Raw genomic sequence first — 25601 nt, 5'->3', positions numbered from 1 at the left:
CTGGACATGGCGTTGGCCGAAGACCTCCGCCCACTGGTTGCCGAACCGCGCACGGTGCCGCTTGCGGGGTTTCCGCAGCGGCCGAGGGTCAATCGCGCAGCACGCGCTCCAGCGCCGCCCGGCCCGCCGGTCCCCAGTGCGGTTTGCCGCCGGGGAGGCCGCGGTCTCCGTTCTGTCCCATGAGGATCAGGAAGAGACTCTTCAACGCCGCCAGGCCGCGGGCGCGCCGGATCGTCGCCTTGTCCGCGCGGGCGTAGGTGTCGAAGAACCGCGCGGCCATCCCCTCAGGCAGCAGCACCCACGCGGCGGCGAGGTCCCAGGCCGGGTCGCCGGCGAACAGGTCGCCGAAATCGACGATGCCGGAAAGCGTCCCGTCCGTGACGACGACGTTCGCGGGATGGAGATCGCCGTGCACCCACACCGGCGGGCCTTCCCATGCCGGGGCGGCGACGGCGTCGTCCCAGATTGCCTGGACGTCGGGGGCGACGTCGTCCAGGGGGACCGCCTCGAAGAACTGCTGGAAGCCCTCGGTGCAGTCGCGGGGATGGGTGCCGCGGTCGGTGGCGATCGGCGCGTCGGCGGGGGCTGGCACGTGGAGTGCGCGGAGGAAGTCCGCGAGGGTGTCGGCCGCGTGGGTGCCTCGGCTGATCGTGCTGTGGTCCAGCGGGTCGCCGGGGACCCAGGTCATCACGGTCCAGTGCTTGGGGAAACGTTCGGACGGTTCGCCGGACCGCACTGGGGCCGGGACCGGGAGCGGCAGGTGCGGGGCCAGCACGGGCAGCCACCGGCGTTCCTTCAACTGGAGTTCGGGAGTTCGGTCCATCCGCTGCATCCGCACGACCAGGTCGTCGCCGAGCCGCCACATCTGGTTGCCCCAGCCGCCCGGCACCTCGTGGATCGCCAGGTCGGCGAGGTCGGGATGTTGGTCCCGCAGCAGGTCCCGGACCAGGTCGGCGGTGATCTCGATCTCGGTGTCGGTCATGGGAAACACGGTACTGGGAAGCGGATTTCGCTCCGGGACATCGTGAGCCGCCAGGCAATGGCGCCGGGTCGTTTCGGGCAGGAAAGTGCTCGGCGAACCGCTGGGCGCCCGTTGGCTGGTTAGCGTGATCATCATGAGGGACAACGAGTCCAGGACGTTCGTTCTCGTGCACGGCGCCTGGCACGGCCCGTGGTGCTGGGAGCGGGCGAGCGAGCACCTGGTCGCTCGGGGATCGGCTTCCCGCTAGGCGCGCTTCGCGGTTGCGGGCCCTGCCCCTGCACTCAGCAAGAATGCCCGCCAGCCGGCAGTCTTCGCGCATGGACCCGGTTGTTCGCTGGCTTAGCGCGCACCGTCCGCAGCGCACCCGGCTGGTCGAGCTGGCGGGCGGGTCGTCCTGCGTCGTCGACGGTCACCCCTGCTGTCCGACCGGCACCGTCGCCACCTGCTGACCGTCAGCGTCGCGCACCAGCAGAGCGGTGATCGTGTCCCGGCTCATCGCGGTGATCATCCGCGTGTGGACCGTGCCGGCGTCGCTCGCGTGGACACTGCCGGCCGGGATGCTGCGGCCGCCGCGGCCGACAGTGACGAACTGATACGTCTCCCCCGTCCGCAAACCGGTCAGCATGATCGGCACCTCGGTGCCCCACGGACGCGGGACCATCGAGCCGTCGCGGATGAGCGCTACCTGCGGCGGCGGCTCAGCGGGCCCCGACAGCATGCCGGTGCCCAGCGCCACCGCGGCCGCTACCGCCGCGGCCGCCGCCACGACGCCGATCCGCCGGACGAAACGCTTTCCGCGCGCGACGCGCACCCGCGCTTCGATCCGCCGCCCCAGGTCCGGCGGCCCCGAAGCTCCCTCGGCAGCGGCGAACACGCCAGCCACCTCCTGGATCTCAGCCAGGTCCCGGGAACACCCGGCGCAGCCGTCGACGTGCCGGAGCAACTCCGCGTCCAGGGGTCTGCCCAGCATGACCAGTTCGGCGATCTCGCCGCGCACCCGCTCGCACTGCCCGTTCGTCACCGCAAGCCCCCGTTCTCCTCGAGCGCCAGCCGCAGCGCACGAATGCCGTAGTAGAGCCGACTGCGCGCGGTCGACGCGGAGATGCCGCGCTCCGCGGCGTAATCCGCGCAAGTACGGCCTTCGACGTGCACGGCTTCCAGCACGGCGCGATGGTCGTCGCTCAGCTGACGCATCGCCTCGTCCAGCTGAATCCTCAGCAGCAGCCGGTCGAACGGGTCGTCGGCCCGTTGTTCGGGCTGCGCCTCGGTCGGCACCGGTCTGGCAGTACGCCTGCGCCGCGCGTCGATGACCAGGTTGCGGGCAATTCCGTACAGCCAGGAGCGCAGGCTCGCCCGCGCCGGGTCGAACCGGCGGCCTGCCTGCCACGCCCGGACGAAGGTCTCCTGCACGACGTCCTCGGCAAGCTGCCGATCGGCGAGCGCGTTGAATGCGAAGCCGAACAGCTCGCCGCCGTACCGGTCGTACGCGGCCCGCACGCCGGCCTCACCGCGCAGGGACTCCGCGACCGCCTCGTCCCCGGATCGCCACAACCGCACCGCTCACCCCGTTTCGCCGTACCGCGGATGGATACGCACGGCAAGCGCACGCTGTTGAACCGCCACCCCGATCTTCCCATGTGGCGCTCGCCACATCGCCGCCGTTCAACGCCCGCGCCGAGCCGCGCGTAACCCCGGGAAACGTCGACGCTCGAAAGGCTGGAATGGAAAACAAGCGACTGCGCGAATTGCCCGTCAGCAGGCGCGGCGCGTTGTTCGGGATGGCCGCCGTCGCCGGAATCGGCGTCGTCGACGTCGGGGCGTTCCTCGGCGCGAGCGGCAGGCTCGGCGGCGATTCCCTGACGCCCGCGGACTTCGCCGACCGGTTCGAGCAGGTGTACGGCAGGCACGAAGGCTTCCGCCGCAACCACGCGAAGGGGGTCAGTCTCTCCGGCAGATTCGAGGCGAACGGCGCGGGGGCCGAGGTCTGTTCCGCTTCGGTGTTCCGGCGAGGCAGTTACCCGGTCACGGGCCGGTTCTCGCTCTCGGGCGGCATGCCCTACGCCCCGGACGCCCCGGCGACCGTGCGCGGGCTCGCGCTCCGCTTCGAACTCCCCGGCGGGGAACAATGGCGCACCGCGATGGTGAACATTCCGGTGTTCCTCGACCGCACTCCGCAGGGATTCGCCGACCGGATCGTCGCTTATGCCCCCGATCCCGCCACCGGCAAACCCGATCCCCGGCGCACCGCGGAATTCCTGCGACGGCATCCCGAAACCGTGAAAGCAATGGCCCGCGTGAAGGCCCAGCCGCCCTCTGCGGGGTTCGCCGACAGCACCTTCCACGGCCTCAACGCCTTCGTCGCCACCGCCGGTTCCGGGCAGACCTGCGCGATCCGCTGGACGTTCGAACCAGTGCCCCGCCCGCCGTCCGCGCAGGCCGGCGGGCGCGATCGGCTCTTCGACACCGCGACCGCGGCCATCGCGCAAGCCGCGTCGCAGTGGCGCCTGGTGCTGACTGTCGCCGAGCCCGGCGACCCCACCGACGACGCGACCACCGCATGGCCGCCCGGACGACGCCGGATCATCGCCGGCACCCTCGTCCTCGACCGCGCGGAGACGGAGGCCGAAGGCAACGCGCGGGACGTGAACTTCGATCCGACCGTCCTGCCCGACGGGCTCGCGGTCTCGGACGATCCCCTCCTCAGTGCCCGCTCGGCGGTGTATGCACGGTCGTTCGAGCGCCGTAGCGGCGAACCGAAACAGCCCAGCGCCGTCCAGGTCCGGGAGGCGTCCGCATGACCGCCCCGCAACGATTCACGGTGTTCACGCGGATCCTGCACTGGGCGATGGCCGTCCTGGTCGTCGCGATGCTGCTGATCGGATTCGCCATGGTCACTTCGCTCGCCGACTACCGGCTCCTGCAGGCGGTGCACCGGCCGCTCGGCGCGCTCGTGCTGCTCCTCGCCGTCGTCCGGATCGCGAACCGGCTCCGGCACCGGCCCCCGCCCGCCCCGCTGGGCAAGATGGAACGACTGGCCGCGACCGGCTCCGAACTGTTGCTGTACCTGCTTCTGCTCGCCCAGCCCCTCGTCGGATGGGCCATGGTCAGCGCCTCCGGCACTCCCGCGGTGCTTTTCGGTTCAGTTCACCTGCCCGCGATCACGCCGGCGAACGCGGACCTCTACTCGGTGCTGCGCACTGCGCACTCCCTGCTGGCGTACGCCCTCTTCATCACCTTCACCGCGCATCTCCTCGCGGTGCTGTTCCACTCCCTCGTCCTCCGCGACCGGCTCCTGTCGCGCATGACCTTCGGGCGCCGCGCCGCACAGCAGCGCGACCTGCCGCCGGGATCGGATCCTCAGCCGAGCGAAGGCTGACCAAGACCCGCGGAGCGGCGATGACGCCGTTTCGGCGACCCGATCAGCAGGCCGAGGCCGCGCGGCTCACACTCGGGGTTCCTCACGAACGTCCACTGGGGACACAGCGACGTGTCAGCTTTCGCTGCGCTCAGCGAAAACGCGCAGACATTGCGCGGCTTCCCGCGGTCCTGCTGGGAACAAGCCGTCAGCGAGCCGAACCGGGATCCGCCCGGAGCGGCTCCGCGAACCATCGTCGAGGTGTTCCACGGCGTCGGCGATGCGTGCCAGCGCCGCGTCGGGAAGACGAAGAATGTTGGCCGCCGCGAAACCGGCGCTGTCGCGGCGGAGATACCCTGCGGCGTCGTCGGGGCCGAGCCGGATTGTCTGGCCAGTCATCCGGAAACCGAGCCGACGGACGAGCAAGCCAAGGCCCTCCTGATTGTCCTGATGCACGTAGCCCATGACCGGCTTGCCGTCGGCACGGGCGACAGCTGCGATCGCGACGCTGCTCAGCAGCGCACCGAGTCCCAGTCCACGCAGGGCCGGCGCGAGGAAAAGCCCGCCGAATTCCCAGCGCACGACGTCGTCGAGCTCCTTGCCGTCCGGTTTGACGTAGCAGATGCCCGCGATCTCTCCGCCTTGCTCGACGGCGATCGCTTGGCGTTCTTCGACGATCCGCCGGAACGTGTCCCGAGGGAGGGGCAAGATGAAATCGCCGAGGTTGTCGCGGTGAAACGCGAAGGCGGCGTCCTCGGAGACGTCCGTGACCGGACCGACGACAAAGGACTCCGACATGTGCGCACCTGTCTCCACGTATTACGTTTCCTTCCCAGACGGACGAGGTATCCCGACGCCTCCTCCTGCCAAGATCGGCAGGTCTTGGTCCAGGTGCGCCCCGCTTTCCGGCCGAGCCGCCGGATCCGGCGCGCCGCAGCCGGTACACCGCGTCCTGGACGCCCGCGGGGATGCCCGCAGCGGACGCACCTCGGCGAACAATGCGGCCTCCGGCCACGACTCCGCAGCCAGCCGGGCAACCTCCCCGCGGTCAGCAGCCTGATCCGCACCGCGTCCGCCGGTTTCGACTCGTGCCGCCGCAGGACACCGAGCCGGATGATGGACACCCTGGCCCCCACGACCGGCATTCTCGTCGCCCGCTCGGGCGAGCAGCGTCGTTCGCCCGATGCCAGTCGACCCGGCGAGCGGCACCCCCGAACTGAGCGCGAGATGCAAGGAGTCCACCCTCTCGATGGTGCGCGCGACCGCGCCCGCGGATCTCGGCATTGGGATGTGCTCGGGTCCTCGGGGCACCGTTAGTGCCCGATCCCCGACTGATTCGTCGCGGCGTTCGACACTGACGCCCACCTATTCGGGTCACCTCGGCGTCCGGCCAGCGGTGCGGCAACGGAACCTTCAGGACTCCGCGATGCCCTCGGCGCCAATGCCAGGCAACGGCCCGGGAACTGCGCGCGAGGCGCCGGCGCTCCCCCGGCGCCGGCGCCCGTACCCCGGCCAGGATTCGAACCTGGGGCCTCCGCATTCGTCGTGCGGCGCTCTTTCCGGCTGAGCTACCGGGGTGTGGTGAAGGAGGGAGTCGAACCCCCAGTGCCGCGAAAGGGACACCCGGTTTACCGCCGGGCGGGGCGCCGCCGCCCCGTCTTCACCGTGCGGGTCCGGCCGCGTTCGGCTGCCGGACCCGGCGCTCGTCCTGGCCGCGGGTGAGGCGACGGGGACGAGCCTTGGGGAAAAGTCTTGCTCCGTTGTGGAGTTGTCAAAGAACCGCGGCGGCCATCGTGAAATGGGCAGCAGGAAATTACGCTCGCGTGCCGGAGGTAATTGCTTCCGGGGGGCCGGAAAATGAGAAGCCGCCCGGATCGGTTCCCCGATGGGCGGCTCTCGTCGGACGTTTGCTTACGTCACGACGGGGAGCCCGCGCATTCGAGGAGGCCGCCTTTTCGCCAGGTGCGACGCTGATAGCCGGACGAACGCCGGGCAGTGTGGGCGGTGCCGCGCATCTCCCGCAGGTTCGTCATGAGCGCTCCTTCAACCGTTCTCGTGCCTTGATCTTCGCCTGCCCGCAAGCGGCACGCAATCTATTTTCCGGCTGGACGTTCCCGGGCGGGGCGGATCGTGTTGTAATGGGCGAGTGCACTTCAATCCTTACGGCGGCGCGGGCGCGCAGGTAGCCGCCGATCTGGCGACTCTTGCCCAGCGCGAAGGCGTCACGGCCGCCGAGGTGCGGGCCGCGGGGCAGGCGCACGAGATGGTGTTGCCGCGCATCGCGGCGGACGACGCGGAGCGGATTCTCGCGTGGGGACGGCGCTTGCACCGGGTCTTCGTCGCGGAGACGACGGCGGAGCGGGTCGATCTCGTCAACGATCTGCTCGCGATCGCCGCGTGCCGGCCCAATATCGCCAGCCACGACGGGAAAGCCCCGCATCTGCACTACTCCAGCGAAGGCGCGGGAGTGGTCGAGAGGTTCTACGCGTACACCGCGGGCGGGCTCGCGCATCTGGTGTGCGAGGAGCCGCACCGGCTCGGCGTCTGTGCGCGCGAGGGGTGCGGCGTCGCGTTCGTGGACACGTCGCGTAACGGTCGGCGGCGGTTTTGTTCCACTCGCTGCGGCACGCGGGTCAACGTCGCCGACCATCGCGCGCGGCAGCTCGCGGGGTGACCCGTCAGGCGACTGTTTCGCCGAAGGGCTGCAGTTCCGGGTACTTCGGGGCGATCGTGTCGCCCGAGGACTCGCCGCGCAGGCGGCGGCCGATCCACGGCAGCGCGTGTTCCCGGCCCCAGCGGAGGTTCGCCGCGCGCTGTTCCCGCGTCGACAGGCGGGGGCGCGGTCCCAGCGCGACGTGCGTGAGGCTGTGCTGCACGCCCAGCGCGGCGAGCACGGCGATGGCGATTTCGGTGTGCCCGGCCGCGTTGAGGTGCAGCCGGTCCGCGGACCACATGCGACGGTCGCGCAGCTGGCGCATCGACCACATGTCCACCAGCAGCGTCTCGTGGCGGGCGGCGATGCCGCGCACGTGCTCGTTGTAGATCGCGACCCGGCCGCGGATCTGCCGGAACAGCGCGTCTTCCACGCCGTCGACGCCGGTGAACAGCAGCACCTGCGCGCCGGCCGCGCGGAACCGGGCCACGGCGCGTTCGTAGGAGTCGGCGAGGCTGTCGATGTCCACCCGCGGCCGCATCAGGTCGTTGCCGCCCGCGTACACGGTGACCAGGTCCGGCTTCATCGCCAGCGCCGGTTCGATCTGTTCGTTGAGCACCTGCGGCAGGAGTTTCCCGCGCACCGCCAGATTGGCGTAGCGGAACCCGGGCTCGCTCGCCAGCGCCTCGGCGACCCGGTCGGCCCAGCCGCGGACACCGTTGCGCGCGGACGGGTCGTCGTCCCCGACGCCTTCGGTGAACGAATCGCCAATACAGACTAAGCGGTTGGTCATCAGCTCAGTCTAGGCCGCGCTTTCCCTGCCCGGCCACGGCGCCCGCGGACAGCAGCGTCGCCCCGGCGAGGCTGCCCCAGAGCGCTCCCGAGCCAAGCGGGGCGAGCGCGGTGATCGCCGCCGGAGACACGGCGAGCCCGACACCGGTCGACAGTTCGAAGCGGGCGATCGCCCGGCCGACGAGGCGCGCGGGAGCCACTGCGATGACGAGCGCGGTGGCGCTGCCCGCGTAGATGATCTCGCCGATGGTGCAGACCACCGAGACCGCGGCGATCGCGGGCGCTGCCCAGCCTGGTCCGAGCGAGGACGCCGCGAGGAAGCCGAGGTACGACAAGGTCAACACGACTCCCCCGGCCGCCAGCGCGACCCGCCGGGAGACCCGCGCCAGCGCGACGGTGACCGGCACCTGCAGGGCGACCACGAGCACCGTGTTGGCCACGAAGACCACCGCCGACCACACCGGGGACGCGTGCAGATACGCGGTCAGCACCAAGGGAACCGCGATCTCCGGCACGTTGAGGCAGAACGCGTAGATGACGTTCGCGGCCAGCAGCGCGCCCATCCGCGGCGCACCCTCCGCGGTCGGCACCGCCGCGGCGGCCGGGGCGCGCAAGTGGACGGACCAGGCGAGGCCGGCGGCGACCAGATACGCGACGCCGGTGCCGACTGCCATGGCCCGCAACGCTTCCGAACCACCGGCCAGGCACGCGGTGGCGAGCAGGGCTCCGATGCCGAGCGCGGCGTTGCGGAGGGACCGGCTGGCGGCGAGTGCCGCGTCGCGTTCCCGGCCGACGGCGAGCGTCGCGACCAGGGCGGCGTGCGCGGCTGGCCAAGCTTGGTTGCCTGCTGAAAAGAGCACAGCCGCCGCGACGAACGGCCACACCTGACCCGTCGGCGTCGCCAGCAATGTCGCGACGCCCAGCGCCCGCACCAGCATCGAAGCGGCCACCACGGTGCTGCGCGCGCCCCGGTCCAGCCATCGGCCCACGGCGGGCATGCAGCCGAGGCCCACCAGGACGCCGGCGGTCATCGCGGCTCCGGTGGCGGGGGCGGACAGGCCGGGCACGGTGACGCCGTAGATCAGGAGGAACGGGCGCAGCAGGCCGGTGCCGACCGCGTCGACGGCCATGGCGGCCGCGTAGCGCGGGCCGCCGGAAACACGGATCAGCGCGACTGGCCGGATCTTGGTGGTCATGGCGCCGACAGTGCTGCGCTGACCTGGTGCGGAGCACGCCGATTCGCAATTTCCGTCAACCGGCGAAGGACCGGGCCGTCCGATCGGCGATGCTGGGGCGGTGACGTTGAGGATCGACATCGCCGGGCTGCCCGCCGAGCAACTGCGGTTCGCCGCGTCGCCGCTCGCGGAGCTGACCGCGATGCTGCACGTGCTCGCCGAGCCGGCGCATCATCCGCACTTCGCCGCATGGGCGCGCGAGGTCTGCGCCGGGATGCGGCCCGAACTGGCCGAACGCGTGCGGGAGGCCGACTCTCTGTGGCGTTCGGCCCAGGCCGACTTCCTGCTGCCCGCACATCCGCGCCCGACGCTCGCCGAGGAACTGGCCGACGTCGACCTGATCGACGACGAAACGTACGCGACCGCGGCGCTGGTCTCGACCTGCGGCAGCACCCGGATCGCCGCGCGGTCTCCACTCGCCGACCCGGCTTCGCGCGAGCGTGCGCTGGACCTCGCTCAGGCACGCGGCCCTCGGCAGGAAGCGTTCGCGGAAAGCCTGCTCACGAATCCCTCGGCCACGCGCGCCCGCGTCCGCGACACTCTCGAACAGTGCGCTGAAACGTTCTTCGACAGCGCGTGGGCCGGGCTCCAGCCGCAGCTCGCCGCCGACCTTCGGCACAAGCAGGATTTGCTGCGGCACAAGGGAATCCGGGCGGCGCTCGACGCGGTTTCCGGCGCGGTCGCGCTGTCCGAGGACGGGGCCCGGATCGTCATCGACAAGCTGCAGGACAAGGCGACCTCCGCCCACGACGGCGGGGTCACGTTCATTCCCAGCGTTTTCGGCAGTCCGCACCTGGCCGTGGTGCACGCGGCGGGCTGGCGGCCGGTGGTGCAGTACCCCGTCGCCGAAGCGGCCGCGCCGGTGCCGCTGGACACGGTCGTGCTGCGGCTCGACGCGCTGGCCCATCCGGTGCGGCTGCGGCTGCTGCGCATGCTGGCCCGCAGCCCGCACACGACGGGCGAACTCGCGCACAGCTGGGATCTGTCGGCTCCGGAGGTGTCCCGGCACCTCGCGGTCCTGCGGCGGGCGGGCCTGCTGACCACGCAACGGCACGGCCGGTACGTCCGCTACTCGCTCGATCTGCCGCAGTTGTCTTCGCTCGGCACTGATCTGCTCGCCGCCGTCCTGCGCTGACTCAGGTGCGGAGGCCGTCGAACAGGATCGCGATGGTGCGGTCGCGCAGTTCGCGGTCGGTTCCGACGTGCTCGGCCGCTTTCGCGGTGCCGATGATGACCGGAATCAGCTCGGTGGTGGTGACGTCGCGCCGCACCGCGCCGCTGTCCTGCGCGCGCCGCAGCAGCACGCCGAGGGATTCGCGCAGCCGCTCCCCGATCACCGATCCGGTGCTGGGCACGCACACGCCAGCGGCGCTCAGCGCTTCGAAGTAGGCGTTTTTGGCGCTGGACATCTCGATCCAGCTGGTGAGGAAGGTGAAGAACGCGGCACCGGCGTCGGCGGCGTTCTGCGCGACGACCGCGTCCGCCTCGTCGACGAACCGGTGCAGCCGCGCGTAGAGCACGGCTTCCAGCAGCGCTTCTTTTGTGGGGAAATGCCGGAATACCGTCCCGATGCCGACCCCGGCCTCGCGCGCGACCTCCTCGGTCGGCGCCCCGGTGCCTTTCGCCGCGAACACTGTCTCGGCGGCTTCGAGCACCTTCGCCCGGTTTCGCCGCGCGTCGGCGCGCAGCGGCTTGTCCTCGGTCACGGCTGTGATGGTAGTCGCGCGGTCCCGCCGCGCGGCGCCCGATCCAGGTCCGGACGGCGTGCCGGATGGGCGGAAACAACCCGTCCGGAGCAGGCGACGGGAATCGTCAAACCATTCCGGGTCGTCCACACTATAGTGTGACGACCGTCACGAGAGGTGCACGACCATGACTCTAGGCGACAACGAGGTCACCCAGTCAGTCCAAGCGTCCTCCGGCGACCGCCGGGTGCAGGTACGCCGAGCGGCCCTGGCCGGATCGATCGGCACCACCATCGAGTGGTACGACTTTTTCCTGTACAACACCGCCGCCGCGCTGGTTTTTCCCCATCTGTTCTTCCCGGCCTCGTCCGCCTACGCCGGGGTGATGCAGTCGTTCGCCACCTACGCGGTCGGGTTCGCGGCCCGTCCGGTCGGCGCGGCGATCTTCGGCCATTGGGGAGACCGGCTGGGCCGCAAGGCGACGCTGATCGTGACGCTGCTGCTGATGGGCGTGTCCTCGGCGATCGTCGGCCTGCTGCCCGGCGCCGCGACGATCGGCATCGCGGCCCCGCTGATCCTCGTCCTGCTGCGCTTGGTGCAGGGCATCGCGATCGGCGGCGAGTGGAGCGGGTCGGTGCTGCTGGCGATGGAATGGGGCGATCAGCGACGGCGCGGGCTGCTGGCGAGTTTCGCGCAGGTCGGGGTCCCGGTCGGGCTGGTGCTGGGCACCGGCGGGATGACGCTGCTGTCCGCGACGCTGTCGCCGGAGGCGTTCTCGTCGTGGGGCTGGCGGATCCCGTTCCTGCTGAGCCTGGTGCTGGTGGCGATCGGGCTGGTGATCCGGCTGCGGATCATGGAGACGCCGATGTTCGCCGCCGCGGTCGCCGCCAAGCGCACTTCGAAGGCTCCGGTGAAGGACGTCGTCCGGCACCACTGGCGGGAGATCCTGCTGTCGGCCGGGTTGCGGTTCAGCGAGCAGATGCCGTTCTACCTGTTCACCAGCTATGTGCTCGTGTATGTGGTGCAGCGGCCGGAGTTCAGCAAGACCTTCGTGCTCAACGCGGTGCTGGTGGGCGCGGCCGCGGAACTGCTGCTGATCCCGTTGTTCTCCCAGTTCTCCGACCGGATCGGGCGCAAACGGGTGTATCTGACCGGGTCGCTGCTGACCGGGGTGATCGCGTTCCCGTACTTCACCGTGCTGACCCACAGCGGCCACGCGATGATCTTCCTCGCGATCATCGTGTCGCTGGTCGCGCACTCGATGCAGTACGGCCCGCAGGCGGCGCTGATCGGCGAGAGCTTCCCGACGCATTTGCGGTACGGCGGCGCGGGTCTGGGGTATCAGCTGGCTTCGGTGTTCGCGGGCGGCCCGGCTCCGCTGCTGGCGACCTGGCTGCTGCACGCCACCGGGACGCCGTATTCGATCTCGATCTACATCGTCGCCTCGGTCGTGGTGACCGCGGTGTGCGTGATCGCGCTGCCGGACCGGTCGAAGGCCGACATCGACGACGTCCGCGTGTATGCCCGCTGATCGCATCGGGCCCTTCACCGACCCTGAGTCCAGTGCCAGGCGCTTAAGACACGCTGCCGCACGCCCGTTGGCAGTCCACAAAGGACACCAGGAGCGCCGAAATGCCCGATTGGTGACTACATGACCGGTCAACTTCGTCTGTGAGGGACTCCTTGGGGGAATCTGATTCCCTCAAGGAGTCCCTCACAGACGACGAACTCGCGCCTCAGGCACACCCGCGGCCCCGGCCGTAAGCCCCCGGCATCGGGTTTGTCATCCGCGAGGGGCACCGAGGGAGTCAGATTCCCATGCCAGGGACTTGAGGAGGCGTTATTGGTGCGGCTGCGGCATGTCCGCCCAGGCCGAAGCGGCTGGCGGACCGGACCGGCTTGCGCCCGGGCCGACGCGGGCGGCGGGAGCTGGGCGTGTCGTCTGTGAGGGGCCCCTGAGGGAATCTAAGTCCCGCAGGGGGCCCTTCACAGACGGACAAGGGGGGCTGCCGCACCGGAAATCGGTGCGGCAGCCCCCTTTTCGCGAAGCGATCAGCGCTGCGGCGGGGGTCCGCCCTGCGGTCCGCCGAACGGGCCCTGCTGCGGGAACGGCCCGCTGCCCGGCCCCTGCTGCGGTCCGCCGAACTGCTGCGGCGGCGGTCCCTGGTACGGGCCGCCCGGCGGCGTGGCCGGGGGCTGCGGCTGGGGAAGCTGCTGCTGGGCGGGCGGCGGGGTGCTGGGCTGCTGCGGGCGTTCCGGCGGCGCGGGCGGCTCCTCTTCCCGGGCGGGCGCGGGCGCCTCGGGCTTGGCCTGCGGCGTTCCGCCGATCGCGCGGCGCTCCGCCGACGCGCCCAGGGGCCCGTCGACCTCCTTGCGCGCCACGGCTTCCGCGGCCGCGACGGCCTCGGCGACCTTCGGGTCGCTGCTCGTGTCGAACCAGCCGGCGACCTCGTCGTCGTCGAGGTCCGGGCGGGCCGGGGTGTCGTCCTGCGGCGGCTCGTAGCGGAACACGCCGTCGTCGCCGGGGGCGCCGAGCGCGCGGGCGAAGCCTTCGAGGGCCTTGCCGTAGTCGCTCGGGATCATCCAGACCTTGTTCGCGTCGCCCTGCGCCATCTGCGGCAGGGTCTGCAGGTACTGGTAGGCGAGGACTTCCGGCGTCGGGCGGCCTGCCTTGATCGCCGCGAACACCTTCTCGATCGCCTTCGCCTGGCCCTGCGCCTGCAGGTAGCGGGCGGCCCGTTCACCCTGTGCGCGCAGGATCCGCGACTGCCGTTCCGCCTCGGCGGCGAGGATCGCGGCCTGCTTCTGGCCTTCCGCGGCGAGGATCTGGCTCTGCTTCTGGCCTTCGGCCGTCTTGATCGACGATTCCCGCTGGCCTTCGGCGGTGAGGATCATCGCGCGCTTCTCCCGGTCGGCGCGCATCTGCTTCTCCATCGAGTCCTGGATGGAGGCGGGCGGCTCGATCGCCTTCAGCTCGACCCGGGCGACGCGGATGCCCCAGCGGCCGGTGGCCTCGTCGAGCACGCCGCGCAGCTGGGTGTTGATCGAATCGCGGGAGGTCAGCGTCTCTTCCAGGCTCATGCCGCCGACCACGTTGCGGAGCGTGGTGGTGGTGAGCTGCTCGACGCCGATGATGTAGTTGGAGATCTCGTAGACCGCCGCGCGCGAGTCGGTGACCTGGAAGTACACGACGGTGTCGATGTTCACCGTCAGGTTGTCCTCGGTGATCACCGGCTGCGGCGGGAACGAGACGACCTGCTCGCGCAGGTCGATCCGCGCGCGCACCTTGTCCAGGAACGGGACGAGGAAGGTCAGGCCGGGCGAAGCGACCGTGCGGAACCGGCCGAGCCGCTCGATCACCGCCGACTGGGCCTGTGGCACCACCATGATCGCCTTGACCACTGTGATGATGACGAACAGGGCCAGCAGCGCGACCACGACGATCGCTATTGTGGACAAGAGCGTTTCCCCTTACCTAGTACCGTTTTTCCTCGGACGGCGCCTCACGAGACGATGTCGACCACGGCCGTGGCGCCGGAGATCTCGACGACCGTGACACTGGTTCCCGGAGCGATCGGCGGCTGCGATTCGTGCACGGCGCGCGCCGACCACACCTCGCCGCCGATCTTCACCTGGCCGGCATCGTAGTCCACAGTGGACACCACGACGGCCCGGGCTCCGACGAGCGCGTCGATGCCGGTGGGGATGCTCGACCCGGCGAGAAAGCGGCGTTTGAGCGTCGGGCGGACCAGCGCGAGCAGGCCGACCGAGCTGACCGCGAACACGGCGACGTCGATGTAGATGTTGCCGGTCAGCGCTTCCGAGCCGGCCCCGAGCAGCGCGCCGATCCCGAGCATGATCAGCACGAAGTCCCCGGAGATCACCTCGGCGATCATCAGGACGATGCCGAGAATCAGCCAGATCAGAGCCGCTGCCATGCCCTCATGCTCTCAGATCGCGTCGGTTCGCACCGGGCAAGCTACCCGACGTGACCGACGCGTGACCTTGGATTTTTGCGACATAACGGACACTGCGCGGCATCACGGAGCGTCGTCGCCCGGATCGGTCACGAAGTCGATGAGCCGTTCGACCGCGCCGATCAGCGGCGTTTCGAGGTCGCGGAAGCTGCGCACCCCGGCGAGCACGCGCTGCCATCCCTCGTACGGTTCGCCCCAGCCGAGCGCGTCGCAGATGCCGGCCTTCCATTCGGTGCCGCGCGGGATCTCCGGCCAGGCGCGGATGCCGACCGACGCGGGTTTCACCGCCTGCCAGACGTCGATGTAGGGGTGGCCGGTGACCAGCACCTGCTCGTCGTGGATCTGCCCGACCAACCGGGATTCCTTGCTGCCCGGCACGAGGTGGTCGACGAGCACGCCGAGCCTGCGGCCGGGCCCGGTGCCGAATTCGGCGATCCGGTCGGCCAGCACGTCGACGCCGTCCAGCGGTTCCACGACGACGCCCTCGACGCGCAGGTCGTGCCCCCAGACGCGTTCGACCAGTTCGGCGTCGTGCTTGCCCTCGACCCAGATCCGGGAGTCGCGCGCGACCCGCGCCTGCAGGCCCTGCACGCGCACCGAACCGGAGGCGGACACCTGCCGGGCCGGGGCGGCGGTTTTCTTGACCGGCACGAGCGTGACGGGTTTGCCTTCCAGCAGGAACGCGGCGGGCGCGAGCGGGAACACGCGGTGGCGGCCCTTGGCGTCCTCGAGGACGACGTTGCCGTATTCGATCTTCACGACCGCGCCGCAGTAGCCGCTGGCCGGGTCTTCGACCACGAGCCCGGGTTCGGCGGGGACCTCCGGCACCTTCCGCTTGCGGGGGCCGGACAGCACGTCGTCATAGGAACGGGAGCGCACGGTCGGGCACGCTATCGCTCGCGGAGGGGGCCGTCCCGCCGCCACGCCGGGGACCGGGTCAGCTCGCCATCCGCAGCACCGCGTCGGTGAACGGGGTCGGGCCGCCGCGGCGGAGCGGGCCCATCGCCACCAGCGGGGCCAGTGCGACGCACCATGCCCGCACCCGGTCGCCGTCCAGGTGCGGGAGCCGGTTGATCCCGTCGTCGAGCGCGCCGCCGCCGGCCAGGGGCAGGACTGCCCAGTCGACCGCGTCGAAGGCCGGGTCGCCGACGCACGGGCGCGGGTCGATCGCGACGGCTCCGCGTTCCGGTCCGGCGTCGAGGACGTTGCCGGGGTGCAGGTCGCCGTGCACGAGGGCGATCGGGCCGCTGGCGGCCAGTTTCTCGGAGCGGGCCAGGCCGGCGTGCAGTGCTTTCAGCGGCAGGTGCGCTTCGGCCGGGGACCCGGCCAGCCGTTGTTCGGCGAGGCCGAACATGAAGCGGACGCGTTCGAGCTGGGTCGGGAACGGGCCGGCGGCGGGGACGCCGTGCACGTCGGCGAGGAGTTCGCCGATCTGGTTCCACGGGACGTCGGCGCCGCGTTCGGTGAGCGTGGTGCCGGGTTCGAGTCCTTCGAGCAGGACCGCGCCGTGGTCGAGGTCGGCGTCGAGGATCTGCACGACGCGCGACAGCCCGGCCCATGAGCCGAGCGCGGTGGCCTCGGCGGTGGCGATGGCGCGGTCCGGGCAGAGTTTGAGCACTTTCAGCCGGTTTTCGCGGTCGCGGCAGAGCAGAGTGCGGCCGGTGTTGCCGGAGCGGGCCTCGGCGACGGTGAGGTTCCATTGGCGGCAGAGCCGGTCGACGAGCGCGGGCAGTGCGTCGCACCAGGTCTCGGCGGCGGGGCCGAACCTGCTGACGAGGCGGGTGCGGGCGGCGGTGTCCATGACGTCCGCCATCAGAACAGCGGCCAGGGGATCGCGCGCCAGTCGTCGCCGGGCTCGGGGAACACCGCCTCGGCGAGCAGATAGTCGGTGCGCTGCGAAAGCGCCCGGATTTCGAAAGCGGTGAGGTGTTCGCCGAGTTCCGCGCCGAGGCGGCCGTCGAGGTCCGCGCGGAGCTTGCGCAGTTTTTCGACGGCGTCGGCGGGCAGCTCCTCCCCGATCCAGCCCCACAGCACGGTGCGCAGTTTCGGGTCGGTGTGCAGGCAGATGCCGTGGTCGACGCCGTAGACGTGGCCGTCGGTCGCAGCGAGCAGGTGGCCGCCCTTGCGGTCGGTGTTGTTGACGACGATGTCGAGGACCGCGAGTTCGCGCAGGTCCGGGTGGTCGGCGTGGACCAGGACCGCCGGTTCGCCGAGCCGGTCGTGCGCGTGCAGGACGGTGCGCCAGCCTTCGGGGACCTGCTCCGGCGCGCAGACGTCGACGACGTCGGCGTCCTCGTCGGTCTCGACCCACAGCTGCACCATGCCGGGCCCGAACGGGCCGTCGCGCAGCACGGTGGGCGGGATCGCGCCGAGGCCGCAGGCGTCGGAGATCATCGCGGTGGCGACCTCGCGGCCGGCGAGGGTGCCGTCCGGGAAGTCCCACAGCGGCCGCTCCCCCGACACCGGCTTGTACACGACGCGGCCGGTGACGCCGTCGAGTTCGATGGCGCAGAACAGCGTCACGTTGGACGCGTCGACCAGCCTGCCCTCGACGTCGATGCGGCCGCGGGAGACGAAGTCGCGGGCGGCCGCATCGGCTGGCCCTGGCGCGGTGCTCGCCACGGGCGCCCTCAGTCCTCGGTCACGTCGACGTCGCGCCGGTACCCGTTCTGCCTCGGGCAGATGTGCCCGGCCGGGTCGAGCGGTTCGCCGCACAGCGGGCACGGCTTGCGGCCGGCGTTGACGACGCGGTCGGCGCGTTCGGCGAAGGCGCGGGCGGCGACCGGGGTGAGGAACACGCGGACCGCGTCCGGGCCCTCCTCCGTGTCGTCGAGCACGACGGTCTCGTCGATTTCGCCCTCGGTGATCGCGAGCAGTTCCACGACGACCGCGCCGGAGTCGGCGTCCCAGCCGAGCCCCATCGTGCCGACCCGGAACTCCTCCTCGACGGGCACCGCGAGCGGGTCCACGTCGACTTCGTCGTCGGGTGCCTCGGCGGGCACGTCGGCCCCGAACCGGCTGGCGACCTCCTCCAGGAGCGACCCGAGCCGCTCGGCGAGGACGACGACCTGCTGTTTTTCGATCGTGACGCTGATCGTCCGCACGTCCTCCGTCGCCTGGAGGTAGAAGGTGCGGTCGCCGGGCTCGCCGACCGTGCCGGCCACGAACCGGTCGGGCTTGCGGAAGACGTGGATTACGCGTGACATAGCGTCTTCGACCCTAGGCCACGGACGCATGATCGGCATCCGCCGCCCCGGGTTGAGGGGAGTTCGCGCGCGATTCCTGCGCGGTGCGTGCGGATCCGGACACGCAGCGGATCCTCGTTACGCTTTCCGGGTGCCTCGCATCTCTCCTCATGGAACCTGGACCTCACCCGTCACAGCGGCGGACGCCGCGGCCGCCGGCGGCGGCGCGCAATGGCTCGCCTCGGTGGACGGCGCGCTCTGGTGGGCGGAGGCGCGGCCTGCCGAAGGCGGTCGCGTCGCGCTCGTGCGCGCGCTTCCCGGCGGCGGTGCCGAAGACGTGCTGCCCGCGCCGTGGAACGTGCGGAACCGGGTGCACGAGTACGGCGGACGGCCGTGGCTCGCGGTCGACAGTGCCGTGGTGTTCACGCATTGGGCCGACCAGCGGGTGTACGCGCTGAAGGACGGCGATGTCTCCGCGCTGACCCCGGAACCGGCCACGCCGCAAGGCGTCCGTTACGGCGACCTGCGGCCCGGCCGTGCGGGCGAGGTGTGGGCGGTCCGCGAGCGCAGCACCGGGCCGCGGCGCACGGACATCTCCCGCGAGCTGGTCGCGATCCCGCTGAACGGCTCCGCCGAACGGGTGCTCGTCGAGGGGCATCGGTTCTTCACCGCGCCGCAGCTGTCGCCGGACGGCGCGCACGCGGCGTGGCTCGCGTGGGACCACCCGGCGATGCCGTGGGACGGGACCGAGCTGTTCGTCGCGCCGGTGGCGGCCGACGGTTCGTTCGGGGAGGCGCGCGTGCTGGCGGGCGGGCCGGAGGTCGCGGTGTGCCAGGTCTCGTGGGAGACGCCGGATCGGCTGCTCGTGCTCGCCGATCCGGACGGCTGGTGGAATCTGCACCGCGTCGGGCTCGACGGGTCTTCGGTCAATCTCGCGCCGGTGGAGCGCGAGCTGGGCGGGCCGATGTGGAAGCTCGGCACCAGCTGGTTCGCGCCGCTGGGCGACGGGAAGCACGCTGTGCTCGACTCCGGGCGGCCGGCGATCCTGGACGAGAGCGACGGTTCGGTGACGCGCGTCGACACCGAGCTGACGGTGTGGTCCTCGACCGGGCTGGTCGCGACGGCGGACGGGATCGCCGGGATCGCGGGCGGGCCCCGGCACGAGAGCGCGGTGGTGGTGCTCGACCCGGGCACCGGGAAGTGGCGCGAACTCACGCCGCAGCCGGCTTCGCTGCCGCCCGCGGAGTACCTGCCGGTGCCGCAGGAGCGGGTGTTCACCGGGGCCGACGGGGCGGAGATCCCGGCGTACGTGTTCCCGCCGACGAACCCGGACTTCGTTGCGCCGGAAGGCGAACTGCCGCCATACGTGGTCCACGTGCACGGCGGGCCGACCGGGCACAGCTCCGAATCGCTCGATCTGGACTTCGCGTACTTCACCAGCCGCGGCATCGGCGTGGTGGCGGTGAACTACGGCGGTTCGACCGGCTACGGGCGGGCGTTCCGCGAGCGGTTGCGGGAGCAGTGGGGCGTGGTGGACGTGCGCGACTGCGCCGCGGTCGCCGAGGCCCTTGTCGCGGAAGGGATCGCCGACCGGGCGCGGCTGGGCATCCGGGGCGGCAGCGCGGGCGGGTTCACGTCGGCGGCGTCGATCACGATGACCCGCACGTACGCGGCGGCGACGGTGAAGTTCCCGATCCTCGACTTCGCCGGCTGGACCGGCGAGGGCGGCGAAACGCACGACTTCGAGTCGCAGTACCTGGTCAGCATGGTCGGCCCGTATCCGGAGACGGCCGAGCGGTACCGGGAGCGCTCACCGATGACGCACGTCGGCTCGCTGGCCGGGCCCGTGCTGTTCCTGCAGGGCCTGGAGGACGAGATCTGCCCGCCCGACCAGGCGGACCGGTTCGTCGCCGGGATCGACGGCAGCGGGATCCCGCACGCGTACCTGCGGTTCGAGGGCGAGCAGCACGGTTTCCGGAAGGCGGAGACGATCGTCGCCGCGCTGGAGGCGGAGCTTTCCTTCTACGGCCAGGTGTTCGGCTTCGAGACGCCGGACGTGCCGCGGCTGGAGCTGACCCGATGAGGCCCCCGAGACTCTCCGCCGGGGACACCGTGGCGCTCGTCGCGCCGTCCGGGCCGGTGCCGCAGGACCTGCTGGACGCCGCGCTGCCGGTGCTCAGGAACTGGGGCGTGAAGGTGCGGGTCGGCGCCGGGGTGCGGGCTCCGGGGCAGTCGTACCTGTCCGCGCCGGACAAGGCGCGGGCGGCGGAGTTCACCGAGGCGTGGCTGGACCCGGAGGTCCGGTGCGTGCTCGCGGCGCGCGGCGGCTACGGCACGCAGCGGATGATCGATCTGGTGGACTGGGCCGCGTTGCGGGCGGCGGGGCCGAAGGTGCTGGCCGGGTCGAGCGACGTGACCGCGTTGCATCGGGCCGTGCACACGCATCTGGACCTCGCCACGCTGCTTTCGCCGATGCCCGCGAGCGTGCTGTTCGACGAAACGGCGTCGGAGCACTTGCGGCGGACGTTGTTCGAGCCGGACCACACGCGCGTGCTCCGGGCGCGGGAGCCGGACGTGCTCGTACCGGGCAGGGCGCTGGGCGTGCTGGTGGGCGGGAACCTGACGCTGCTCGCGTCCGGCGTGGGCACCGCCGAACAGGGTTCCGCGCGCGGCGGGATCGTGCTGCTGGAGGACGTCACCGAGAGCCCGTACCGGATCGACCGGATGGTGACGCAGCTGCTGCGGTCCGGCTGGCTCGACGAGGTGCGCGGGATCGTGCTGGGTTCGTGGGCCGCGTGCGGCGACGCGGCGGAGATCCGCGAGCTGCTGGCGGAACGGCTTTCGCCGCTCGGGGTGCCGGTGCTGAGCGGGTTCGGCTTCGGCCACGTGCCCGGGTCGCCGACGCTGCCGCTCGGGGTGTCCGCCTCGCTCGACACCGAACTGGGCACGCTGACCCTCGGCTCGCCGGCGCTGGACTGACCCGTGCGACTGTCCACTGTGGAGACCCGGGCGCGGTTCGCGGCGGCGCGGGTGGCCCGGCTCGCCACAGCGGACGGTCGCGGGGTCCCGCATCTGGTGCCGGTGACGTTCGCGGTGCGCGGCGACACGGTCGTCTTCGCGGTCGACCACAAGCCGAAGAGCACGACGGCGCTGCGGCGGCTGGCGAACATCGCGGAGAACCCGGCGGTGTCGTTCCTGGCCGACGAGTACGACGAGGACTGGTCGCGGCTGTGGTGGGCGCGGGCGGACGGGACGGCGCGGGTGGTCGAGGAGCGGGACCCGTATGACGGGTGGCTGGCGGAGAAGTACCCGCAGTACGCGGAGCGGCCGCCGGAGCACGCGATGGTGGTGACGGAGGTCCGGGTCTGGCGGGGCTGGGCGGGGTCGTAACGCCGGGCCGGGCGTGGACGATCTTCCTCGCGAACTGAGGGGGATCATGCGCAAGGTCGTCATCGCCGCCGGGCTTGTCCTGTTTCTTTCCGGCTGCTCCGCACCCGCCGACCCGCCCGCGGCACCGGCAGCGCCCGCCGCGTCGAGCCCGGCACCGTCGTCGGCGCCTGCTTCGTCCTCGTCGGCACCGGTCGCGAAAGATCTCACGAAGTACCTGCCGACCGAAGCACAGCTGTCCGCGGCCCGCGTCCGCAGCCAGCAGAAGCCGCTGCCGTACGTGGTCGGTTCCACCACTCCCCTGCGCGTCCTGCGGGTGTGCGGCGCGGACCAGCCGTGGGATTCCGCCGCGAAGAACGGGGCGCAGGCCGGTTCGGTGACGGACACGGTGCAGATCCGGGAGCTGGTCGCCGAATACCAGGGGTACTCCGGCGAGCAGGTGGTCTCCGGCCTCGGCAAGGCGCTGGACTGCGGGACCGCGGTGGTGGAGGACGAGGAACTCGCGGTGAAAACGCGGTTTTCGGTCCCCGGCGGCGACCCGCAGCTCGGATTCTGCGGTCAGTTCCGGGGGACCCGGATCACCGCGTGCGCGCTGGTGCTCGCGCACGGCAACCGCGTCCTCGCGGTCACGGCCGCCGGCTGGCGCGCGACCTCGGCCGAGCAGCAAGCCGAGCTGAAGCGTCTCGCCCCGACCTTCGCCGCCGCGTTCGACCAGGACTGAAGACCATGGCGAAACGACGCTACGTCGCCAGGGGCGTGCCCGGCGGGTACCAGATCTGGGACAACCGGGCACGCCGCTGGTGGGGCGAGCCGTGCCAGCTCTGCCCGGACGATCTGGTCGCCGCGCTCAACAGCGGAGCAGACCACGCGACGGTCACGGCGCTGATCAACCGGTACCGGGCCCTCAAACGCTGACTCAGCGGGTCTGCGCGAGGTCCCCGAAGTAGCCGGTCCGCCACAGGATCTTGGTGCGGACTTCGGTGATGCGCCAGTCGTTCCCGGTCTGCCGCAGTTCCGCGGTGACGACGCCGCCCGCGGTGAACGCCCGGTCGTCCATGCGCACGGTGACCGGCCGGTCCTTCCACAGGTGGATGGCGACGAGGTTCGCCCGCACGACCGCCGCGGCGCCGTTGATCTCGACGTCGTGGCCGGTGAGCAGGTGCTGGCTCGCCTCGAAGCGGGCGAAGCTGCGGGCGTGGCTGTCGGCGATGTTGGCCGGTCCGGCGGTCTCGCCGCCGTTGCTGCGCACGATCCGCCCGTCCGGCGCGAAGATGCGCTGAAAGCGCGGTGCGTCGAACTGCTGCTCGTCGACCGCGCGGTAGTAGCTGTTGAACGTGCGGACGATCCGGGCTGTCGCGAGCAAGGCGTCTAGTTCGTGCTGATCCGTGTCCCGCATCGGCTTCTCCCCTCGGGCTGTCTTCGTTCATCGTCCCGCGTCCGGGCGGCGTGGCATCATGCTCTGGATCGGGGGGAGGCGTCTTGGGATGTGCGATCGCGGTGGTGATCGTCGTGGTGCTGGTCGCCGCGGCCGTCAACAAGGACGCTGACGCCGCGGTGACCGGCGGGCTGAACCTGGTCATCTGGATCGCGCTGATCGGCGGCGGGCTCTGGCTCGCGTCGAAGGCCTACGAGAAGAACAAGTCCGCGATCGCCGCGAACGAGAAGGCGGTGAAGGACAAGTCGCGTGCTGAACGGTCGTCGCGGGCGTCCGACTGGCAGCGGCAGACGAGGGAGGCGAAGCTCCCGTCGCCGCGGCATCCGGGGCCCGTGCAGCTGTCGTTGAGCGGCTCGGTGCGGGAAGCGGTGTCCGACGCGGATCGAGCGCGGCGCACGATTCGGGAGGTGCTCGCCGCGCTCACGATCGGCGTCTCCGACGAGGCCCGGGCGCACGCGGAGGTGTTCCAGCCGCCGGTCGAGCGGTTGTGCGAGCCGGGGCGTTTCCTTCAGGAAGAGGAAGACTACGGCCGCTACAACGTCTGGTGGGGCCCGGAGCGCACTGGCACCCGCCCGACCCGCGAGGTGGTCGGCCAGATCAAAGACCTGCTGGTGTGGGCTTCCGCCCGGAAGCTTTTGTTCTCCGGCATCCATCCGGATGCGGAGCGGCTGCTGGCTCCGGTCACCGGTGCGCTGGGCGAGCGGTTCCGGGAGCTGCTGAGCACTCGTTACGGGCGGGCCGACGACGGGGCCGGGATCGCGGTGCTCCCGCCCGGCGAGTGGGAATCCTTCCTCGGCGACCTGCACGGTGCGGTCGTCGCGGTCGCCGACGGGCTGGCCGCGCTCCCCCGGCCCAAGCTGCTGCCGCTCATGCACCGGCCGCAGGAGGCCCGGTTCAAGGAGCACGTGTCGGGCGAGGCGATGGAGCAGGATCTCCGGGATTTCCTCGGCGAAACCGCCCGGTTGAAGGAGGCGGCGCTCACCGGGGAGTGGCCGCTGCGGTTCGGTTCCGGGTGGCAGCTGGACGGCGGGGTGCTCGACGGGTTCGTGACCGAGGAGATCCGCCGCCGGCTGGCGAAGGGCGCCGAGGGGTTCGAGTTCGTGGCCCGGTGGAGCACCGACCGGCTCGACTCCGGAAGCTTCGCCCGCGGCTATCTGGCGTATGTGACCATCGCGCTCGACTATCTGACGGAGGTGCTCGGCAACATGGCCGACTACAAACGGGATTCCGCGCCGCAGTCCGGCCACCGCATCGAAATCGGCGGCGACGTGACGCACAGCAATTTCATCCTCAACAGCACCGTCCGGGACATCACGACGGTGCTGGCCCCGGTCGCCGGCCGGGACGACCGGCTCGCCGAGGCGATCGAGGCGCTGTCCGCGGCGGTCCGGGAGGATCCCGGGCTGCCGGACGGCGAGCGCGAGGAACTGCTGTATCACGTCAAGGACATCGCCGAGGCCGCCGCCGAACCCGGCGAGAAGCAGAAGCGCGGCCGGGCGAAGCTGGCGCTGAGCGCGGTGACCGAGGCGGCCAAGGGCGGCGCGCAGCTCGCGCAGGCCGTCACCGCCTGGCACGACGTGCTGAGCAAGATGTTCTGACCCCGGGTATCCCGGTCAGGGACAGACATCGCGCCCGGCGGGGCCCGCCGCGCGGTTCCCGGGCTGCACCGGGAGGAGCTGGCCGAGCTGTCCGGGGTCAGCGCCGGTTGTTCCCCCTCTGCCAGGAACTTGAGCGGCAGCGCCTCGGCTTGCCGACTGTCCATAAAGGACACCAGAGTCGCCTGCATGCCCGATTGACGCCACTATGACCGTATCTTCAAGTCCGTGAGGGCCACCTTGAGGGAATCTGATTCCGTGAAGGAGGCCCTCACGGACAACAATCACGCACCGGCGGCGCGCCGCACAGTTTCGGGCTGTCGGCGGCGATGGGCGAACGACCTCACCGGAACCGTCGCGCGGGCCCGTGGCTGAGGGTTGACCGCGTTCGGAAAGACTCTTACCTTTGAGCTGCCAGACATCGGATGTACTGCGCCGCCGGCCGATGTGCCCCTTTCGTTCCTGTTCGGAAAGGACACTCCGCGATGCCGGATTCCCCTGAGTTCCCACGCCGGACGGCGCTGCGCACGATGGCCGGTGCGGCGCTCGCCGTCCCGGTCCTGGCCGGTCCGCTGGCGGGGTTCGCCTCGGCGGCGAGCCCGTTGTGGCATCCCGATCCGGTGAAGGACGGGCTGAAGGCGTTCGAGGGGGTCGAAGCCGATCGCGGCGGGCTGCACCCGGACCGGAAGTACGTGGTGGTAGAGGGAGATCACTACCGGTTCAACATTTGGCGCGACGACCGGGACACCACCGGCGGCGGCGACCGGCAGCGGACCGAGACGAAGGGCATGGTGCAGAACGGTTCCGCGCTGAAGATGCGCGACGGCGAGACGTGGGCGCTGTCGTACGAGATGTTCATTCCGGCGAGCCTGCACGGGACGAGCCGGTTCACGCATATTTTCCAGACCAAGACCCCGGCGACGAACCACGGTCCGTGGGTGACGCTGGATCTCGTCCGGGACGGCGGGACGGAGATGATTTCGGCGCGCGCCTATGCGAACCCGGGGTCGCCGTCGATCGCGGCGGCGAAGCTGGCTCCGTTGCGGGACAAGTGGATCACGGTCGAGTGGACGCTCACTCCGGGCGACGCCGGGGCGGCGGCCTGCGTGCTTCGGGGCGGTGCCGGTCCTGGTGCGCCGGTGGTGGCGCAGGGCCGCAAGACCGGGGTGAAGCTGCCGGACGAGGGCGACTACGTGCGGCCGAAGTGGGGCATCTACCGCTCGGTGGAGAGCGCGTCGGCGGATGTGCTCTCCACGTATCTGCTGTTCCGGAATTACCGGGCGGAGCGCAAGTAGGGACCTCGTGAGTGGTGGCGCCGGT

At 71.2% G+C, this 25601-nt stretch carries 26 protein-coding genes and 2 tRNA genes; 12 read left to right on the top strand and 16 right to left on the bottom strand.

Translation table 11 applies throughout. The annotated features are described in order from the left end of the window. Window positions 1–88: 88 nt before the first annotated feature. The 3 genes from ACFSVL_RS33170 to ACFSVL_RS33160 form a co-directional block, all read right to left on the bottom strand. Window positions 89–982 (bottom strand): aminoglycoside phosphotransferase family protein, encoded by an 894-nt coding sequence (locus ACFSVL_RS33170; RefSeq protein WP_378309841.1) that lies wholly within the window; start codon window positions 980–982, stop codon window positions 89–91. A gap of 409 nt (window positions 983–1391) precedes the next feature. Beyond that, a complete protein-coding gene (locus tag ACFSVL_RS33165) occupies window positions 1392–2003 on the bottom strand; it encodes a hypothetical protein (protein WP_378309839.1) in 612 nt (203 codons plus the stop codon). Then, the gene (locus tag ACFSVL_RS33160; RefSeq protein WP_378309837.1) at window positions 2000–2539 is read right to left on the bottom strand and encodes a sigma-70 family RNA polymerase sigma factor; all 540 of its coding nucleotides are present in this window, start codon (window positions 2537–2539) and stop codon (window positions 2000–2002) included. The genes ACFSVL_RS33165 and ACFSVL_RS33160 overlap by 4 nt, the downstream gene beginning before the upstream one ends. A gap of 164 nt (window positions 2540–2703) precedes the next feature. Here ACFSVL_RS33160 and ACFSVL_RS33155 point away from each other — a divergent pair, with 164 nt between their 5' ends. Together ACFSVL_RS33155 and ACFSVL_RS33150 are read left to right on the top strand one after the other, a co-directional pair. Beyond that, window positions 2704–3780, top strand: coding sequence for a catalase family peroxidase (locus ACFSVL_RS33155; protein WP_378309835.1), 1077 nt, complete (start codon window positions 2704–2706; stop codon window positions 3778–3780). Continuing rightward, complete coding sequence (locus tag ACFSVL_RS33150; RefSeq protein WP_378309833.1) at window positions 3777–4358, top strand: cytochrome b; 582 nt, start codon at window positions 3777–3779, stop codon at window positions 4356–4358. The genes ACFSVL_RS33155 and ACFSVL_RS33150 overlap by 4 nt, the downstream gene beginning before the upstream one ends. A 114-nt stretch (window positions 4359–4472) precedes the next feature. Here ACFSVL_RS33150 and ACFSVL_RS33145 read toward each other — a convergent pair whose 3' ends face one another. From ACFSVL_RS33145 to ACFSVL_RS33135, 3 genes are all read right to left on the bottom strand, one after another. Beyond that, window positions 4473–5135, bottom strand: a complete 663-nt coding sequence (locus ACFSVL_RS33145) for a GNAT family N-acetyltransferase (protein WP_378309831.1) — start codon at window positions 5133–5135, stop codon at window positions 4473–4475. Between the two features lie 706 nt (window positions 5136–5841). Further along, window positions 5842–5915, bottom strand: a tRNA-Arg gene (locus tag ACFSVL_RS33140). Between the two features lies 1 nt (window position 5916). Continuing rightward, a tRNA-Tyr gene (locus ACFSVL_RS33135) sits at window positions 5917–6002 on the bottom strand. Window positions 6003–6483: 481 nt separating this feature from the next. Between ACFSVL_RS33135 and ACFSVL_RS33130 the strand changes: the two genes are divergently transcribed. Next, on the top strand, window positions 6484–7011 hold the full coding sequence (locus tag ACFSVL_RS33130) for a CGNR zinc finger domain-containing protein (protein ID WP_378309829.1): 528 nt from the start codon (window positions 6484–6486) through the stop codon (window positions 7009–7011). 4 nt (window positions 7012–7015) lie between these two features. On the opposite strand, the gene ACFSVL_RS33125 is transcribed toward ACFSVL_RS33130, so the two are convergent. Next, window positions 7016–7783: an SGNH/GDSL hydrolase family protein gene (locus tag ACFSVL_RS33125; RefSeq protein WP_378309827.1), complete on the bottom strand. Its 768-nt coding sequence runs from the start codon at window positions 7781–7783 to the stop codon at window positions 7016–7018. A gap of 4 nt (window positions 7784–7787) precedes the next feature. Continuing rightward, window positions 7788–8978, bottom strand: a complete 1191-nt coding sequence (locus ACFSVL_RS33120) for an MFS transporter (protein ID WP_378309824.1) — start codon at window positions 8976–8978, stop codon at window positions 7788–7790. Window positions 8979–9078: 100 nt separating this feature from the next. Between ACFSVL_RS33120 and ACFSVL_RS33115 the strand changes: the two genes are divergently transcribed. Continuing rightward, window positions 9079–10152: a DUF5937 family protein gene (locus ACFSVL_RS33115; RefSeq protein ID WP_378309822.1), complete on the top strand. Its 1074-nt coding sequence runs from the start codon at window positions 9079–9081 to the stop codon at window positions 10150–10152. A gap of 1 nt (window position 10153) precedes the next feature. On the opposite strand, the gene ACFSVL_RS33110 is transcribed toward ACFSVL_RS33115, so the two are convergent. Further along, window positions 10154–10723, bottom strand: a complete 570-nt coding sequence (locus ACFSVL_RS33110) for a TetR/AcrR family transcriptional regulator (RefSeq protein WP_378309820.1) — start codon at window positions 10721–10723, stop codon at window positions 10154–10156. 166 nt (window positions 10724–10889) lie between these two features. On the opposite strand from ACFSVL_RS33110, the gene ACFSVL_RS33105 reads away from it, so the two are divergent. Next, a complete protein-coding gene (locus ACFSVL_RS33105) occupies window positions 10890–12233 on the top strand; it encodes an MFS transporter (protein ID WP_378309818.1) in 1344 nt (447 codons plus the stop codon). Window positions 12234–12754: 521 nt separating this feature from the next. Here the strand turns inward: ACFSVL_RS33105 and ACFSVL_RS33100 are convergent. The 6 genes from ACFSVL_RS33100 to ACFSVL_RS33075 form a co-directional block, all read right to left on the bottom strand. After that, the gene (locus ACFSVL_RS33100; protein ID WP_378310106.1) at window positions 12755–14089 is read right to left on the bottom strand and encodes an SPFH domain-containing protein; all 1335 of its coding nucleotides are present in this window, start codon (window positions 14087–14089) and stop codon (window positions 12755–12757) included. 116 nt (window positions 14090–14205) lie between these two features. Further along, window positions 14206–14640, bottom strand: coding sequence for an NfeD family protein (locus ACFSVL_RS33095; RefSeq protein ID WP_378309816.1), 435 nt, complete (start codon window positions 14638–14640; stop codon window positions 14206–14208). 102 nt (window positions 14641–14742) lie between these two features. Next, window positions 14743–15558: a DUF3097 domain-containing protein gene (locus tag ACFSVL_RS33090; RefSeq protein WP_378309814.1), complete on the bottom strand. Its 816-nt coding sequence runs from the start codon at window positions 15556–15558 to the stop codon at window positions 14743–14745. Between the two features lie 58 nt (window positions 15559–15616). Then, window positions 15617–16492, bottom strand: coding sequence for a phosphotransferase (locus ACFSVL_RS33085; protein WP_378309813.1), 876 nt, complete (start codon window positions 16490–16492; stop codon window positions 15617–15619). After that, complete coding sequence (locus ACFSVL_RS33080) at window positions 16492–17301, bottom strand: SCO1664 family protein (RefSeq protein ID WP_378309811.1); 810 nt, start codon at window positions 17299–17301, stop codon at window positions 16492–16494. The genes ACFSVL_RS33085 and ACFSVL_RS33080 overlap by 1 nt, the downstream gene beginning before the upstream one ends. An 8-nt stretch (window positions 17302–17309) precedes the next feature. Further along, complete coding sequence (locus ACFSVL_RS33075; RefSeq protein ID WP_344275347.1) at window positions 17310–17885, bottom strand: DUF3090 domain-containing protein; 576 nt, start codon at window positions 17883–17885, stop codon at window positions 17310–17312. Window positions 17886–18015: 130 nt separating this feature from the next. On the opposite strand from ACFSVL_RS33075, the gene ACFSVL_RS33070 reads away from it, so the two are divergent. From ACFSVL_RS33070 to ACFSVL_RS33050, 5 genes are read left to right on the top strand one after another with little or no spacing between them, the layout of a single operon-like run. Further along, the gene (locus tag ACFSVL_RS33070; RefSeq protein ID WP_378309809.1) at window positions 18016–19947 is read left to right on the top strand and encodes a S9 family peptidase; all 1932 of its coding nucleotides are present in this window, start codon (window positions 18016–18018) and stop codon (window positions 19945–19947) included. Further along, the gene (locus tag ACFSVL_RS33065; RefSeq protein ID WP_378309807.1) at window positions 19944–20843 is read left to right on the top strand and encodes a S66 peptidase family protein; all 900 of its coding nucleotides are present in this window, start codon (window positions 19944–19946) and stop codon (window positions 20841–20843) included. Before ACFSVL_RS33070 ends, ACFSVL_RS33065 begins: the two co-directional genes overlap by 4 nt. A 3-nt stretch (window positions 20844–20846) precedes the next feature. Next, on the top strand, window positions 20847–21254 hold the full coding sequence (locus ACFSVL_RS33060) for a TIGR03668 family PPOX class F420-dependent oxidoreductase (RefSeq protein ID WP_378309805.1): 408 nt from the start codon (window positions 20847–20849) through the stop codon (window positions 21252–21254). A gap of 46 nt (window positions 21255–21300) precedes the next feature. Continuing rightward, complete coding sequence (locus ACFSVL_RS33055; protein WP_378309803.1) at window positions 21301–21972, top strand: lipoprotein; 672 nt, start codon at window positions 21301–21303, stop codon at window positions 21970–21972. A 5-nt stretch (window positions 21973–21977) separates the two neighbouring features. Next, a complete protein-coding gene (locus ACFSVL_RS33050; RefSeq protein ID WP_378309801.1) occupies window positions 21978–22166 on the top strand; it encodes a hypothetical protein in 189 nt (62 codons plus the stop codon). 1 nt (window position 22167) lies between these two features. Here ACFSVL_RS33050 and ACFSVL_RS33045 read toward each other — a convergent pair whose 3' ends face one another. Then, window positions 22168–22647 carry a nuclear transport factor 2 family protein gene (locus tag ACFSVL_RS33045; protein WP_378309799.1) on the bottom strand — a complete coding sequence of 160 codons (480 nt, stop codon included), beginning with the start codon at window positions 22645–22647 and terminating at the stop codon, window positions 22168–22170. An 83-nt stretch (window positions 22648–22730) separates the two neighbouring features. Here ACFSVL_RS33045 and ACFSVL_RS33040 point away from each other — a divergent pair, with 83 nt between their 5' ends. Together ACFSVL_RS33040 and ACFSVL_RS33035 are read left to right on the top strand one after the other, a co-directional pair. Then, a complete protein-coding gene (locus ACFSVL_RS33040) occupies window positions 22731–24284 on the top strand; it encodes a hypothetical protein (RefSeq protein WP_378309797.1) in 1554 nt (517 codons plus the stop codon). Between the two features lie 482 nt (window positions 24285–24766). Continuing rightward, entirely contained in the window at window positions 24767–25576 is an 810-nt protein-coding gene (locus ACFSVL_RS33035; protein ID WP_378309795.1) for a hypothetical protein, read from the top strand. Window positions 25577–25601: the final 25 nt, after the last annotated feature.

The organism is Amycolatopsis silviterrae, from assembly GCF_042684085.1.
Classification (GTDB): Bacteria; Actinomycetota; Actinomycetes; order Mycobacteriales; family Pseudonocardiaceae; genus Amycolatopsis; species Amycolatopsis silviterrae.
This window is presented reverse-complemented; position numbering and strand designations above follow the sequence as displayed.

What these genes read in the sequence shown, in the direction of transcription:
- ACFSVL_RS33170 (WP_378309841.1), bottom strand. Translation starts at nt 982, where the DNA reads ATGACCGACACCGAGATCGAGATCACCGCCGACCTGGTCCGGGACCTG.
- ACFSVL_RS33155 (WP_378309835.1), top strand. Translation starts at nt 2,704, where the DNA reads ATGGAAAACAAGCGACTGCGCGAATTGCCCGTCAGCAGGCGCGGCGCG.
- ACFSVL_RS33150 (WP_378309833.1), top strand. Translation starts at nt 3,777, where the DNA reads ATGACCGCCCCGCAACGATTCACGGTGTTCACGCGGATCCTGCACTGG.
- ACFSVL_RS33145 (WP_378309831.1), bottom strand. Translation starts at nt 5,135, where the DNA reads ATGTCGGAGTCCTTTGTCGTCGGTCCGGTCACGGACGTCTCCGAGGAC.
- ACFSVL_RS33125 (WP_378309827.1), bottom strand. Translation starts at nt 7,783, where the DNA reads ATGACCAACCGCTTAGTCTGTATTGGCGATTCGTTCACCGAAGGCGTC.
- ACFSVL_RS33120 (WP_378309824.1), bottom strand. Translation starts at nt 8,978, where the DNA reads ATGACCACCAAGATCCGGCCAGTCGCGCTGATCCGTGTTTCCGGCGGC.
- ACFSVL_RS33105 (WP_378309818.1), top strand. Translation starts at nt 10,890, where the DNA reads ATGACTCTAGGCGACAACGAGGTCACCCAGTCAGTCCAAGCGTCCTCC.
- ACFSVL_RS33100 (WP_378310106.1), bottom strand. Translation starts at nt 14,089, where the DNA reads ATGGTGGTGCCACAGGCCCAGTCGGCGGTGATCGAGCGGCTCGGCCGG.
- ACFSVL_RS33095 (WP_378309816.1), bottom strand. Translation starts at nt 14,640, where the DNA reads ATGGCAGCGGCTCTGATCTGGCTGATTCTCGGCATCGTCCTGATGATC.
- ACFSVL_RS33085 (WP_378309813.1), bottom strand. Translation starts at nt 16,492, where the DNA reads ATGGCGGACGTCATGGACACCGCCGCCCGCACCCGCCTCGTCAGCAGG.
- ACFSVL_RS33075 (WP_344275347.1), bottom strand. Translation starts at nt 17,885, where the DNA reads ATGTCACGCGTAATCCACGTCTTCCGCAAGCCCGACCGGTTCGTGGCC.
- ACFSVL_RS33065 (WP_378309807.1), top strand. Translation starts at nt 19,944, where the DNA reads ATGAGGCCCCCGAGACTCTCCGCCGGGGACACCGTGGCGCTCGTCGCG.
- ACFSVL_RS33055 (WP_378309803.1), top strand. Translation starts at nt 21,301, where the DNA reads ATGCGCAAGGTCGTCATCGCCGCCGGGCTTGTCCTGTTTCTTTCCGGC.
- ACFSVL_RS33050 (WP_378309801.1), top strand. Translation starts at nt 21,978, where the DNA reads ATGGCGAAACGACGCTACGTCGCCAGGGGCGTGCCCGGCGGGTACCAG.
- ACFSVL_RS33045 (WP_378309799.1), bottom strand. Translation starts at nt 22,647, where the DNA reads ATGCGGGACACGGATCAGCACGAACTAGACGCCTTGCTCGCGACAGCC.
- ACFSVL_RS33035 (WP_378309795.1), top strand. Translation starts at nt 24,767, where the DNA reads ATGCCGGATTCCCCTGAGTTCCCACGCCGGACGGCGCTGCGCACGATG.